The organism is Tianweitania populi (genome assembly GCF_014652875.1).
Classification (GTDB): Bacteria; Pseudomonadota; Alphaproteobacteria; order Rhizobiales; family Rhizobiaceae; genus Tianweitania; species Tianweitania populi.
Window position 1 is genome coordinate 133,606 of record NZ_BMZQ01000005.1, and the last position, 13,224, is coordinate 146,829.

The 13,224-nt window shown below is 61.2% G+C and carries 11 protein-coding genes; 7 read left to right on the top strand and 4 right to left on the bottom strand.

All coding sequences use genetic code 11. From position 1 onward, the window contains the following. Positions 1-19 precede the first annotated feature (19 nt). The 6 genes from IE166_RS19090 to IE166_RS19115 all read left to right on the top strand — a co-directional run bounded on the left by IE166_RS19090 (position 20) and on the right by IE166_RS19115 (position 7,410). Positions 20-964: an ABC transporter permease gene (locus IE166_RS19090; protein WP_189507107.1), complete on the top strand. Its 945-nt coding sequence runs from the start codon at positions 20-22 to the stop codon at positions 962-964. Next, positions 961-1,779, top strand: a complete 819-nt coding sequence (locus IE166_RS19095; RefSeq protein WP_189507109.1) for an ABC transporter permease — start codon at positions 961-963, stop codon at positions 1,777-1,779. The genes IE166_RS19090 and IE166_RS19095 overlap by 4 nt, the downstream gene beginning before the upstream one ends. An 11-nt stretch (positions 1,780-1,790) precedes the next feature. After that, positions 1,791-3,419: an ABC transporter ATP-binding protein gene (locus IE166_RS19100; protein ID WP_189507250.1), complete on the top strand. Its 1,629-nt coding sequence runs from the start codon at positions 1,791-1,793 to the stop codon at positions 3,417-3,419. Further along, a complete protein-coding gene (locus IE166_RS19105; RefSeq protein WP_244641606.1) occupies positions 3,419-4,285 on the top strand; it encodes a serine hydrolase in 867 nt (288 codons plus the stop codon). The genes IE166_RS19100 and IE166_RS19105 overlap by 1 nt, the downstream gene beginning before the upstream one ends. A gap of 26 nt (positions 4,286-4,311) precedes the next feature. After that, positions 4,312-5,856, top strand: coding sequence for an ABC transporter substrate-binding protein (locus IE166_RS19110; protein WP_189507111.1), 1,545 nt, complete (start codon positions 4,312-4,314; stop codon positions 5,854-5,856). A gap of 108 nt (positions 5,857-5,964) precedes the next feature. Then, positions 5,965-7,410, top strand: a complete 1,446-nt coding sequence (locus tag IE166_RS19115; protein WP_189507113.1) for a M20 family metallopeptidase — start codon at positions 5,965-5,967, stop codon at positions 7,408-7,410. Between the two features lie 46 nt (positions 7,411-7,456). Here the strand turns inward: IE166_RS19115 and IE166_RS19120 are convergent, their stop codons facing one another. Then, on the bottom strand, positions 7,457-8,212 hold the full coding sequence (locus IE166_RS19120) for an SDR family oxidoreductase (RefSeq protein ID WP_189507115.1): 756 nt from the start codon (positions 8,210-8,212) through the stop codon (positions 7,457-7,459). A gap of 137 nt (positions 8,213-8,349) precedes the next feature. Between IE166_RS19120 and IE166_RS19125 the strand changes: the two genes are divergently transcribed. Then, positions 8,350-9,249, top strand: coding sequence for an AraC family transcriptional regulator (locus IE166_RS19125; RefSeq protein ID WP_189507117.1), 900 nt, complete (start codon positions 8,350-8,352; stop codon positions 9,247-9,249). Positions 9,250-9,332: 83 nt separating this feature from the next. Here the strand turns inward: IE166_RS19125 and IE166_RS19130 are convergent, their stop codons facing one another. From IE166_RS19130 to IE166_RS19140, 3 genes are all read right to left on the bottom strand, one after another. Then, entirely contained in the window at positions 9,333-10,184 is an 852-nt protein-coding gene (locus IE166_RS19130) for a transporter substrate-binding domain-containing protein (RefSeq protein WP_189507119.1), read from the bottom strand. Between the two features lie 194 nt (positions 10,185-10,378). Beyond that, positions 10,379-11,944: a rhodanese-like domain-containing protein gene (locus IE166_RS19135; RefSeq protein ID WP_189507121.1), complete on the bottom strand. Its 1,566-nt coding sequence runs from the start codon at positions 11,942-11,944 to the stop codon at positions 10,379-10,381. A 26-nt stretch (positions 11,945-11,970) separates the two neighbouring features. After that, on the bottom strand, positions 11,971-13,221 hold the full coding sequence (locus tag IE166_RS19140) for an acyl-CoA dehydrogenase family protein (protein ID WP_189507122.1): 1,251 nt from the start codon (positions 13,219-13,221) through the stop codon (positions 11,971-11,973). Between the last annotated feature and the right edge of the window lie 3 nt (positions 13,222-13,224).

A 13,224-nucleotide genomic window follows, 5' to 3' on the forward strand; every position in this document is an offset into this window, starting at 1 on the left:
TCACCAAGCCGGGGGACCAATGATACGTTTCATCCTCAATCGTGTGTTGATGGCGCTGCCGACGATCGCACTTGTTGCGATCACGGTTTTCGCCTTAATCCGCTTTATTCCTGGCGACCCGGCAGAACTGATGCTGGGCGACATGGCGCAACCGGCACAGATCGAAGCCCTGCGTACCGAACTCGGGCTTGACCAGTCGCTGCCGCAACAGTTCCTGATCTGGCTCGGGAATGTTCTTCACGGCGACTTCGGCCGTTCGATCGTCAACGGTGAAGCCGTTCTGCCACTGGTGCTCGAGCGTTTTGTTGTGAGCGCGGAAGTCGTGGTCGTCGCCGTGTTTCTGGCGAGCCTGATCGCTGTTCCGGCAGGCGTCATTGCCGCGTGGCGCCAGAACAGCGTCACGGATCTTGCGCTGGTGGGCACCGCCACCGTGCTGCTGTCCATCCCGACCTTCTGGCTTGGTCTGTTGCTGATGCTGTTCTTCGGCCTGAAGCTCGGCTGGCTGCCCGTGCTTGGTTACGTTTCCATCCGAGACAACCCGACTGCCGGGCTGCTTTACCTCATTTTGCCGGTGATGACGCTTGTGATCCATGAAGCGGGCGTTCTGATCCGCATGGCGCGCGCATCGACGCTGGAAGTGTTGCGGCTCGATTACATCACCCATGCACGGGCCAAAGGACTGTCCGAAAGCGCGGTGTTGTGGCGACATGCGTTCAAGAACGCGTTCGGTCCCACCTGGACGATGATCGGCCTGATCCTCGGTAATCTGCTCGGCGGCATCGCCGTCATCGAAACGGTGTTCACGATCCCAGGGCTGGGACGCCTGATGGTGGAGAGCATCTTCGCCCGCGATTATCCGGTCATCCAGGCCTGCCTGCTGGTGGTCGCCTTGTCCTACGTGTTGGTCAATCTCGTTGTCGACCTGCTTTATCCCCTGTTCGATCCGCGGGTGGTCGCCGAATGAAAAAGCTCACCTTCAATGGTCTGATCGGCGGCATCCTGATTGGCGTTCTTCTTGTGACGGCGTTGCTCAGCCTGGTGTGGACGCCCTTCGATCCGATGAAGCTTTCCTTCACCGCGCGCTTGGCAGCACCTGGCGCAGAACATTTGCTCGGCACCGATGAGTTCGGCCGCGACGTGCTTAGCCGTTTGATGGTTGGCGCGCGCGCTGCCATCTGGATCGGCGCGCTGACGGTGGCCTTTGCAACGGTCTGCGGAACGATCATCGGCCTGATCAGCGGCTATGCGCGCGGCTGGATCGACGGCGTGATCATGGCGATCAACAACGCGCTGATGGCCTTTCCCGGCATTCTTCTGGCGCTTGGTCTGCTCGCTGTGTTCGGGGCCAATCAGTACGGCATCATCTTCGCGCTCGGTATCGCCTACACGCCGTCCATGGCGCGTGTTGTGCGCGGCGCAGTGCTGTCGTTGCGTGAACGCGAGTTCATCGAAGCATCCAAGGTGATGGGCAACAGCGAGCTGTTCACGATGCTGCGCCACATCCTGCCCAATTGCCTGGCGCCGATCACGGTGCTCGCAACATCCATGTTCGGCTGGGCAATCTTGTCTGAAAGCGCGCTTTCGTTTCTCGGCCTCGGCGTGCCGCCTCCGGCTCCGACCTGGGGCAACATGCTCGCGGCTGGACGGCCCTTCTTCGAGCAGGCCGTGTGGCTCGGTCTCTTCCCTGGCCTGTGCATCGCGCTGACGCTGCTCGGCATCAATCTTCTGGGCGATGCGCTTCGCGACAAACTCGACCCACGCATGAGGGGGCTGAAATGAGCGGCGCTGAAGTGCATACGAACACGCTTCTTTCCGTCCGCGGCCTCTCACTGGCTGTGGCGGGAAGCGGTCGCCAGGTCGTGAAGGATGTCAGCTTCGACATCGCGCCCGGCGAGATCTTCGGCATTGTCGGTGAAAGCGGTTCGGGCAAGACGCTGACAACCCGATCGCTCATCCGACTGCTGCCGCAGGCGATTACCGTCACATCCGGCCTGGTCCAGTACAAAGGCCGCGACGCGCTTGGAATGACGCATCGCGAGCTCCGGGATCTGCGCGGCGCCGAGATCGGCGTCGTGTTCCAGGAGCCGATGACCTCGCTCAACCCGTCGATGACGATTGGTCGGCAGCTCGAAGAAGGGTTGATCCTGCACACCAAACTTCAGCCGGAGGAACGCCGCCACCGCATCCTCGACATGTTGAAGCGCGTCGGCATCCGCGATCCTGAAGGTGCGCTGACTGCCTATCCGCACGAATTCTCGGGCGGTATGCGCCAGCGCATCATGCTGGCTTCGGTGATGCTGTTGAAGCCGGCGCTGCTGATCGCCGACGAGCCGACCACGGCCCTCGATGCCGTGATCCAGCGCGATGTCATGGAACTGATGGTCGAGCTGACCCAGGCAGAAGGCACAGCCGTGCTCCTGATCAGCCACGATCTGCCGATGGTGGCGCGTTATACAAGCCGCATCGTGGTGATGGAAAAGGGTTCGATCGTCGAAGCGGGCCGAACGGAAGACCTGCTCGACGCGCCGCAGCATTCTTATACGAAGAAGCTTCTGCAATCCCTGCCGCTGCGAGGCGAAGTGCGCGTGCTCGACACGGCAAAGGCGCCGATGGTTTCGGCGAAAGACATCGTCGTCGATTATCCCGGTCGCAAGTCTTTCCTCAAGAAGGCGCAGGCCAAGCGCGCCTTGCACGGGGTGTCGATCGACATCCACGAAGGCGAAGTCGTCGCGCTGGTGGGCGGTTCCGGTTCCGGAAAGACCACGCTCGGGCGCACCATTGCCGGCCTGGTCAAGGAAAGCAGCGGCAATATCCAGTTCCAGGGACGCTCGCGCGATGCGGACTGGCGGGATTATCGCTTGAACTGCCAGATGGTGTTTCAGGATCCCTATTCTTCGCTCGATCCACGCATGACCATCCTTGCCCTCGTTGAAGAAGCGTTGCGGCTTGTTCCCGACCTCGACCGCGCGGCCAAGCGCCAGCGGGCGAGGGAAGTGCTGGAAGAAGTCGGCCTCGGCGGCGACTTTGCCGATCGCTATCCGCACGAACTGTCCGGCGGCCAGCGTCAGCGCGTGGCGATCGCCCGCGCCATCGCGCGCCGCCCGCGCTTCCTCATCGCCGACGAACCGGTATCAGCGCTCGATGTGACGGTGCGCGCTCAGGTACTCGACCTCTTCTCCGACCTGCAGAAACGCTATGGCTTTTCCTGCCTGTTCATCAGCCACGATCTCGGCGTGGTGGAACAGGTCGCCGATCGCGTGGTGGTGATGCAGGACGGGCGGATCATCGAACAGGGTGACCGCGACACGATCTTCGACAATCCGCAGGAAGCCTACACGCGCCGGCTTCTTTCGGCCATTCCCGCCCTTGCCATTAACGAGCAGGGCGGGGTGAAACTGAAATGGCGCCTGGAAGCATGATGGACACCGAACGCAACCTCGCCACTCTGCGCCGAGACCTCGACGCCATCTGCGACGCTCAGCCTTTCGTCACCCGCTTCATGGCGCGCAACCTGTTGACAGGCGACGAGGTCGGCCGGGGCGAGAACGAGGAAACGCCGTCCGGCAGCACGCGCAAGACGTCCATCATGATGGCTGCGCTGAAAGCGGTGTCGGAAGGCCGGCTCGATCTGGACGAGAAGATTGTCTACGAACAGCGCTTGGCCCAGGAAGTCGCCAGCGGCATGATCCGCTTCATGACCCCGGGGCTCGTGCTTTCGCTGCGCGATGCGATCACCGGCATGATGGTGCTCAGCGACAATGTCTGCACCAAGATGGTGCTGGAGCGCCTGACGCTGGAAGAGGTCGACGGCTACTGCAAGGCGCTCGGCATGGTGAACACGCATCACCGCTTCCTGATCCCGCCTCTGGCCCTGCCGATCGACCACTCGCTGAAAAGCGTGACCACGACCTCTGCGGCCGACCAAGTGCTTCTGCTGCAGACGATCCTCGATGCCCAGACATCTGCGGAAGCACAAGCCAAGCTTGGCTGCACGGCCGAGCTGTGCGCCTGGGCGCTACAGGTGTTGAAGAACCAGGTGCTGCGCTATGGTCTGCGTTCCCGGCTGCCCTTTGAGACCGTAACCGCCAGCAAAAGCGGTCGCGGCAAGCGTGGTCGCATGGATGCCGGTGTCGTCTACAGGAACGGCGCGCCGTTTTTCATCGTCACCGCCTATACCGACGACGTGCCTCAGGAAATGCCTGACGGCACGCCAGGCTACACGATGTCACTCGAAACCATCGGTCGCATCGCCCGCGCCTGCTGGGATCGTTTTGCGGTTCAATGATCAACGACAACAAAGAGGGTAGAACAATGAAGAAAATTCTTTTGGCAGGCGTCGCCCTGCTGGCGATCGCAGGCACGGTGCAGGCGCGCGATCTAGTGGTTGCGCAAAGTTCGGATCTGCGCTCCAACAACCCAGGCGTCAACCGTGACGGCAATACGGATGGCGTGATCCTGCACATCGTGGAAGGCTTGGTGGGCTACACCAACAGCGGCGAGGTCAAGCCACTGCTGGCGCAAAGCTTTGAGACCTCTGAAGACGGTCTCACCTATACGTTCAAGCTGCGCGACGGCGTCAAATTCCATAATGGGAAGGTGCTGACGGCTGAAGACGTGGTCTGGAACTGGACCCGTTATCTTAAGCCGGAAACCAAGTGGACCTGCCTGAATGACTTCGTCGAAGGTGGCGCGGCACCTGTCGCTGGCGTGAAGGCCATCGATGCTTCCACGGTCGAGATCAAACTCACCAAGCCTTCCGCCGTGTTCCTCGGCCTGATGTCGCGCCCGGAGTGCGGCTACACGGGCATTCTCTCGCCGGACTCGGTCACTGCGGACGGCAGCTTCGACAAGCCGATCGGAACGGGCCCGTTCATGTGGGATGAATGGAAGAAGTCGGAATATATCCGTCTCGCCAAGTTCAACGATTACCAGTCGCCTGACAACGACGGCAAGCCGGATGGCATGGTCGGGTCCAAGCGCCCGCTGGTCGATGGCGTCAAGTTCATGGTCATTCCGGACGCATCGACCGTGAAGGCGGGACTGGAATCCGGCGTGCTCGATACGGCGGAAATCTCGCCGGATCTCATTCCGGAGTTCCAGAACAGCGACAAGATGCAGCTCATCGTCGCGCGCAACAACGGCAAGAACCTGTTCTACTTCCAGACCCGCGACAAGGTTCTCAGCAATCCGGGCGTGCGCCGCGCCATGGCCATGGCGCTTGACCTCGATCAGCTGGTGGCCGCTGCTTCCAACGGCACCGGCGAAGCCAATGGTTCGATGGTTTCGCAGGACTCGGTTTATTTCAACGAAACTCAGAAGAAGCGTCTTCCCTATGACCTGGAAGCCGCCAAGAAGGAGCTAGACGCAGCCGGCTACAAGGGCGAGCCGATCTCCATCATCGCCAACAAGCGGGGCAACGTCCCAAGCTATCCGGCCGCGATCATGGCCCAGGCCATGATGCAGCAGATCGGCCTGAACGTGCAGATCGAAGTGCTGGATTATGCCACGCAGGTCGATCGCCGGCGTTCGGGCAATTACCAGGTGATCTCGCAGTCGGTAGCGCCGCGCCTCGATCCAGCGCTGATGTACAGCTTCTATGTCGGCAACAAGGACAAGAACGCCTCCCTGATGTGGGATAACCCCAAGGCGGTCGAGCTCATGAACGCCGCCTACGCCGAGGCCGATCAGACCAAGCGGCAGGCGATCTTCGACGAGTTCCATGAGCTGATGCTGCAAGAGATGCCTGGCATCTTCTTGTACGACATGGTCGACGTCTGGGGCGCCTCCAAGACGCTGAAGGGCGTGCCGGTCTGGCAGTCGAACACGCGGCTCTGGGAAGTCTCGCTCGAAAACTGATCGTGAGAACGCGCCGGCAAGATCCGGCGCGGTTTCCTTTGAAATGGAGCGACGAGCGCTGTGCCGGCAGTCGCGTCAACACGCACCAACACGATAGGGATAGTGTGCATGAACCAGCAAGCAGTGGAGTCGATCGCGCGTTCCGTCGACGCGATGAAACCGACCTTCAGCAAGCTCAGCGACAGCATCTGGGAGTTCGCCGAGCTGAAGTTTCAGGAGCAGCGCTCCTCTGAAGCACTTGCTGGTGCGTTGGAAGAGGCTGGCTTCTCCGTGCGACGCGGTGTAGCGGAGATGGAAACCGCATTCATCGCCGAAGCCGGCAGCGGTAAGCCTGTTATTGCATTCCTCGGCGAGTTCGATGCGCTTGCTGGCATGAGCCAGGCGGCCGACCTCGCAGAAGCCAAGCCGCTGGTCTCCGGCGCAACCGGGCATGGCTGCGGCCATAACTTGCTGGGCGTCGGTTCGATGATGGGCGCCATCGCGGTCGCCCGTCACCTCAAGGAAAACAATCTGCCTGGCACTGTCCGCTATTACGGCTGTCCGGGCGAGGAGGGCGGCTCCGGCAAGACCTTCATGGTGCGGGCGGGCCTTTTCGACGATGTCGATACCGCACTGACCTGGCATCCAGCGCCGTTCAATGGCGTCCGCTCCACGAACAACCTTGCCGTTCTTGAATATTACTACCGCTTCAAGGGTATTGCCGCGCATGCATCCAATGCGGCTCACCTCGGCCGTTCGGCTCTGGATGCGGTGGAACTGATGAATGTCGGCGTCAACTTCCTGCGCGAGCACATGCCGCAGGATTGCCGCGTTCATTACGCCATCACCGACACGGGTGGCCGCGCGGCCAACGTCGTGCAGGCGCAGGCAGAAGTGCTTTATCTCGTACGCGCCCCTGAGATGAGCCAGGCGCTTGCCCTTGCCGAGCGCGTGGACAAGGTTGCACGCGGCGCCGCGATGATGACGGAAACCGAAGTCGAGATCATCTTCGACACGGCTTCCACCAATCTCCTGCCCAACATTACGCTGGAGACCGCGATGCACCAGAACATGGTGGCGCTCGGCCCGGTGCCCTTCGACGAAGCGGATCTCGCTTTCGCGAAGGACATCCAGGACACCTTCACCGATGAAGCCATCAAAAGCAGCATCCGCCTGTACCAGATCAAGGGCGACGTGTTTTCCAACGCGAAGATCGACGGCTCAACGCCGCTGCATCTCGGCTTGCGTGACTTCGAGGGACAATCCCACTTTCGTGCCGGTTCCACCGATGTGGGCGACGTGAGCTGGGTCACGCCGACGGCGCAATGCTGGACGCCGGCATGGGCGATCGGCACCAATCCGCACACCTGGCAGGTCGTGGCGCAAGGCAAGAGCCCGGCTGCGCATAAAGCCATGGCGCATGCCGCCAAGACCCTGGCAACCACCGGGTTGGCCCTCATGACGCAACCCGATCTGCTCGCTGCCGCGAAGGCAGAGTGGAAGGAAAAGACAGAAGGCCAGCCTTACGTGTGCCCGATCCCAGCCGAGGTTAAACCTGGCTCTATCACGCACTAACCGAATCGGCGGCCGGTGCCTTCACTTGGCAACCGGCCGTCCAACATCAAATGTTCTGACCGCCGGACACCTCGATGCGCTGGGCGTTGACCCAGCGATTGTCCGGTCCTAGCAGACTGGCGACGGCAGGACCGATGTCGTCAGGTATACCTACACGGCCCAGCACGGTCATTGATGCGAAAGCTTCGTTATAGGCCGGCGTGTCACGCACGGCACCGCCCAGGAAGTCGGTTTCGATTGCTCCGGGGGCAATCGTGTTGGCTGTGATCCCGCGGCTTCCCCATTCCTTGGCCATGTAGATCGTAAGGATCTCTACCGCTCCCTTTGCCGCGGCATAGGCTCCGAAGCCGGCGGATGAAACGCGTGTGAGGCCGCTGGAAAAGTTGACGATCCGCCCGCCGTCGGCAAGCAGCGGCTCCAGTGCCTGGCTCAGGAACAGGACGCCTTTCACATGCACAGCGAACAGCGTGTCGAACTGCGCTTCCGTGGTTTCGATGAGGCTCGCCATCTCGCCATGGCCGGCATTGTTCACGAGATGGTCGAACGTTTCGCGCTGCCAGGTTTCGCGGAGTGCAGTCCGAACCTGTGCGACAAAGATCGGGAAGTCGCTCATTTCGCCTGTATCGAGACGTAAGGCGACTGCTTTGCGGCCCAAAGCTTCAATTTCCCCTACCACACCAAGGGCATTCTCTTCTCCGCGATGGTAGGTCAAGATGACGTCGCCGCCCCGCTGGGCGATGCTGATGGCGGTGTTGCGGCCTAGGCCCCGGCTGCCGCCGGTGACGATCGAAATGGTGCTCATGCTTGGCTCCTTGCTGCCTTCGTTCTGCAAGGATCATCGCTGGTCATCTACCTCCGGTGTTGCTTGATCTTGGCATTGTCTTGCCTAATCCTCCAAGCCGGCTTGCGTGGAGCTTCGGCTGGCGCTAGCCTGTGAGGATGACCTCCGATCTGCTCCACACCGCAATCCGTGTTGCTGAACACCAGCCTGTTCGAACAGGTATGGCGTCCACATCGATTCCAGGCCTATCCGTGGTCCGCGAGATTATACCAAGCCCACTCCAGCACGCGGTCAACCGCCCCTTGGTGGCGCTGGTGCTTCAAGGCAGCAAGCGTGTCGCGATGGGAGCGAGCTCCCTCGATTTCGGGGCCGGGGAGTCTCTGTTGATTACGGCCGACGTGCCGACCGTCAGCCAGATCACCCGCGCAAGCCTGGCTGCGCCATATATCTCCGTCGTCTTCGAGCTGGATCCCGCAGTGATCGCTGAGCTGGTTACGGAGATCGGGCCTTTGCCATTCGTGGCCGGAGCACCGGTTCGGGTGGACCCAACCGAAAGGGAGGTGGCAGACGCAACCCTGCGCCTACTGAGACTGCTTGATCGCCCCGCGACAATCCCGGTGTTGCAGGCGCAATTATTGCGGGAACTGCATTACTGGCTGCTGATGGGACGTCATGGCGGAGCCATTCGCACGCTCGGCATCCCCGGTAGCCATGCTCAGCGGATCGCGCGGGCCGTCAGCCTGATCCGCAGTGATTTCGCAAAGCCGCTGCGTATGGAACAGCTGGCGATGGCGGCTGGCATGGGCGTTTCGTCTTTCCATGCACATTTCCGCGCGGTGACATCTTTGACACCGCTGCAATTCCAGAAGCAGCTGCGGCTGATTGAGGCTCGCCGGCTGATGTTGTCCGACGGGGAGGCCATCAGCAATGCGGCTTATGCCGTCGGTTACGAGAGCGTCCCGCAGTTTACCAGGGAGTATGGCCGGCTGTTCGGTGTGACGCCGGCGCGAGACATGCGAGCCACGAAGCTCGGAGAGGCTGCCTCTTTGATTGCGTAAATTGCTGGCCACGCCCAGCAGCAACCGCAAACGAAAGGTCGCCTTTCCATTCGGCGACCTTCCATGTTCATGCGGGGGCGAGCTTACGGCGTGACGTCGAAGCCGAACCACTTTTCGGACAGGCGCTTGACGGTGCCATCGGCCTTGGCAGCCTCGATGGCCTCGTCAAACATCTTCTTCAACTCCGGCTCGTTCTTGCGCAGGCCAACGGCCACGCCGCGTCCGAGAATACCGCCCTTGAAGTAAGGTCCGGTCATCACGATGCCCTCGTTGCCCGGCTTCTTGGCAGCGTCGGTGAGGTAGGCGAGCGAAGCGACGATAAGGTCGACGCGGCCGGAGCCAAGATCGAGATCGTGCTGGTCTGTCGTCTTGTATTCTTGGATTTCGATGGAATCCTTGAAGTACTTGTCCAGCAGCGACAGGCCGAGCGAAGCGCTTTGAACGCCGACCGTCTTGCCCTTGATCTCAGCCGTCACATCATCGATCGCCTTCTGAACTCCAGCCTCATCCTGTGCGAGGTAGAGCGTCTCGCCCGTATGAGGAAGCTTGGCATACGGGCTGTCCTTCAGCGTTGCGAAGGTCTGAGGGGTGAGGCCGTAGGAGATAGAGAAATCGATGGTCTCTTCGCGCTTCGGCGTGGCGGTCAAGCCAGCCATGATGGCGTCGAACTTGCCGGCGGTGAGTGCGGGGATGATGCTGTCGAAAGGCTGCGCCACCATCGTGCACTCGATCTTCATGCGTGCGCAAAGATCCTTGTAAAGATCGACTTCATAGCCATCCAGCGAGCCATCCGGATTGGTGAAGTTATAAGGACGGAAAGCGCCTTCCGTCGCGATGGTGAGCTTGGTCCACTTCTTCTCTTCCGCATACGCAGAGGCGGTGGTCAGAACCAGCGCGGAAACGATCAGTGTCTTCAACAGTCTCGTAGTCTTCATGTGAATACCCTTGGGTGGCTACCCGGAAAGCACCGCCATCAGCGGTCCAACCAGCTTGGACAACGCTGCATTATCACGGCTTTTTAGCCAGCGACATTGCCAGGACTAACCCGTCGGGCGTTTGTGGATGGGACGGTAGGCCGGTTGCTCGGTAAGAGCCGTCAGCCTGCCGTCCGCAGAAGCTCCATCTATGCTCAGCGGACTACGTGGAAGTTGGAGACGCCATCATTGGCGAGCTGCGCGACCAGTTCGAGCTCCCAGTCGATATAGGCCTGCATGTTGGCTCTTGCATTGTCCGTGCCTTCGTAGGGCCGTTTGTAGACGTCGATTGGCTCCGACAGATAGTTGGCTTCGCTATCGAGTCCGTAGCCAGCCGCGTGCCATGCCTCTGTGCCGCCAGCCAGGATCAGCAACTCGCGCGATCTTAAAGCGGATATTTCGGTCAGGTTCGCGGCGGCAACACGGCCGTCAGGCGAAGTGAGAACCAACGGATCGTTCCCATCTAGCGTTGCAACGTCGCGGGCAAGCTCCGGCCCTGATGCAAAGTAGGCGCCGGGGATATGGCCCTTGCGGTAGGCAGGACTGCGGGCGAGGTCGACGACGACCACTTCGTTTAAGCGATCGTGCAGTTCGTGCGGCGTGATGGCACGGAATGCCCTCTGACCGTTTGGTGAAATCGGACTATCCTCCGCCGCAGGCAGATCCGCTGCTTCAGAGAGAACAAACACGTCCCAACCCATCTGGATCAGCCAGGACGCCGCCATCCGTGCGCGGACGCCATCGTCGTCATAGAGGACGACACGAGCACCGCGCACGCCGAGCCATTCATCGGTTGCCTGAACAAGCTGGCCGCCGGGTGCGGATGCAAAGCCGGCTGGGTGCCCGGCAACGTATTCGCGGGGATCGCGGACGTCGAGTGTGTAGAGCGTGCGTGTCTCTGCCTCGCTGCGAAAGCGGGAAAGATCCTCTGTTCCGATAATGGGCACGCCGACATGCTCAGCCCACCTACCAGCGCGCGAACGCGCGTGGCTGCGCGCTTCGTTGGACGGCGTGTCGACCCGCGCGCTTTGGTGGCTTTCAAGCCCCAGCCCTTCAAGCGTCCAGCCGATCGTTCCGTTGCGCAGAGCCACGACGCGGTTAGGGATGCCGGCATTGACGAGGCTCTGCGTGCCAATGATCGACCGCGTGCGTCCAGCGCAGTTGACGATGACGAGCGTTTCCGGCGACGGCGCGACGTCGTGGATGCGGTAAACGAGTTCGCCGCCGGGCAGGCTGCGCCCACGCGGAATGCTCATCGTGTTGTATTCTTCGAAGCGGCGTGCATCCACCACCACAACATCCTCTTGTGTCTCGAGGATCTGCTTTACTTCATTGGCCGGCAGCGACGGGGTGTGGCGGATTGCTTCAACGAGTTCGCCAAAGGCTTTCGAAGGCACGTTGACATCTCGATAGACTTCGCCGACCTCACGATAAGCTGAAAGGCCGCCTTCGAGGATCGCGACGTCGCTATAGCCGAGAGCGACAATGCGCGTGGCGGCTCGCTCGGCATACCCCTCACCATCATCATAAACGACGATCGGCGCCCCAAGCCGCGGCACGAGTGTGGGAAGAGATATTTCCACTTCGCTGACCGGCACGCTGAGCGCAAACAACGGATGAGCTTCGGAAAAAGGGCCCTCCTCGCGCACATCGAGCAGGGCGACTTCGCGCCCGGTTTTCCAGAAGGCGCGAAGTTCCTTGGGGGTGATCGTCTTTGTCATGTCTTTCCTCGAATACGGTGTCGCGCTCAGAAGAAGGCGCCGGTCGGCGGCAAGGCACCGTTCAGATAATGATCGCCGAGAACTCGTTCCTTGTAGATGCGCGGATTATGCGCGGCGATGACCTTGAGGTTGCGCCAATGACGGTCGAGCGCCTTCGAGCTCGAAACGGCGCTGCCGCTGCCGACGTCGAGCAGAAGGCCGGCCAGGTTCGCCGCCACTTCGTCCGTTACCACCTTCGCCTCCGCGGCCGCGATGCTGGCTGCAATCGACAGGGCGCCGGCTTCCGGCGATGCTTCTTTCGCCCAGGCGAGATCGAGCGCGGCGATGGCGCGATCGACCGTGCCGAGGATCGCAGCGCGGTAAGCGGCAATCCGCCCGATCACCGTCTGGATCTCTGGCTCATCGGTCGGCTTTTCAGCAAGCGCGTGGTAGAAGTTGCGGCTGCGCGAGCGGACCAGCGCCAGCGCATCCTGCAAGATGCGGGTGACGATGCCGGAGATGATCGTGGTCAGATAAACCTGATGGAAGGTGAAGCCGTAAAGATAGGGATCATTCTCGCCCCGCTCGGGAAGTTCGTAAAGGTCTTCTGGCGCCACGCCCACATCGGCAAAGATCGTTTTACCTGAGCCTGTCAGCTTCTGGCCGAAGCCGTCCCAGTCATCGTCAAGCGTCACGCCATCTGCTTTGGTCGACACGAGGAATTGGGCGATCTTGCCTGTTCGTCCATCCAGTGCCGAGGCGAAGAGGTGGTCGGCATAGATGTTGCCGGTGCTATAGATCTTGGTGCCGGTGACACGATAAGCGCCATCGGCATCGGACCACCGCAGGGCCGAGCCCGGAACCTGGCCGCGGCTTCCGGCGGGTCCGCCGCCTGCTTCGGAGAAGGCCACGCCGAACATCCTGTTCTGTGCGGCAAGGGCTAGAACGCGCTGCGAGAACGGCTCGGCTGCCGTTTTCGCGTGTTGCTCGACAGCGTAGAAGTGGTTGCGAAAGACATGCGCAATGTTGGGATCGGCGGTCGCGAGATCACGAGCGAGGGCAAACAGGTCTGGAAGTGTGATGCCCGCGCCGCCTTGGTTCACCGAAAGGCGGACTGCACCGAAACCGCGCTCCTTCAACAGCCGCGTTTCTTCGAAGATCGGACGACGGAAAACATCGCGCTCCGCAGCACCGGCCGCGAAGTCCGCGAACAGCGGATCCAGGCCCAGCCGGCGCGTGACCGGATGCCAGACCAGTTGCGCCGCGGCGGAAGCATCAAAGGTTGAGACTTGCAGCATATC

Coding starts and splice junctions, on each gene's coding strand:
- IE166_RS19090 (WP_189507107.1), top strand. CDS start 20: ATGATACGTTTCATCCTCAATCGTGTGTTGATGGCGCTGCCGACGATC.
- IE166_RS19095 (WP_189507109.1), top strand. CDS start 961: ATGAAAAAGCTCACCTTCAATGGTCTGATCGGCGGCATCCTGATTGGC.
- IE166_RS19105 (WP_244641606.1), top strand. CDS start 3,419: ATGGACACCGAACGCAACCTCGCCACTCTGCGCCGAGACCTCGACGCC.
- IE166_RS19110 (WP_189507111.1), top strand. CDS start 4,312: ATGAAGAAAATTCTTTTGGCAGGCGTCGCCCTGCTGGCGATCGCAGGC.
- IE166_RS19115 (WP_189507113.1), top strand. CDS start 5,965: ATGAACCAGCAAGCAGTGGAGTCGATCGCGCGTTCCGTCGACGCGATG.
- IE166_RS19120 (WP_189507115.1), bottom strand. CDS start 8,212: ATGAGCACCATTTCGATCGTCACCGGCGGCAGCCGGGGCCTAGGCCGC.
- IE166_RS19125 (WP_189507117.1), top strand. CDS start 8,350: ATGACCTCCGATCTGCTCCACACCGCAATCCGTGTTGCTGAACACCAG.
- IE166_RS19130 (WP_189507119.1), bottom strand. CDS start 10,184: ATGAAGACTACGAGACTGTTGAAGACACTGATCGTTTCCGCGCTGGTT.
- IE166_RS19135 (WP_189507121.1), bottom strand. CDS start 11,944: ATGACAAAGACGATCACCCCCAAGGAACTTCGCGCCTTCTGGAAAACC.
- IE166_RS19140 (WP_189507122.1), bottom strand. CDS start 13,221: ATGCTGCAAGTCTCAACCTTTGATGCTTCCGCCGCGGCGCAACTGGTC.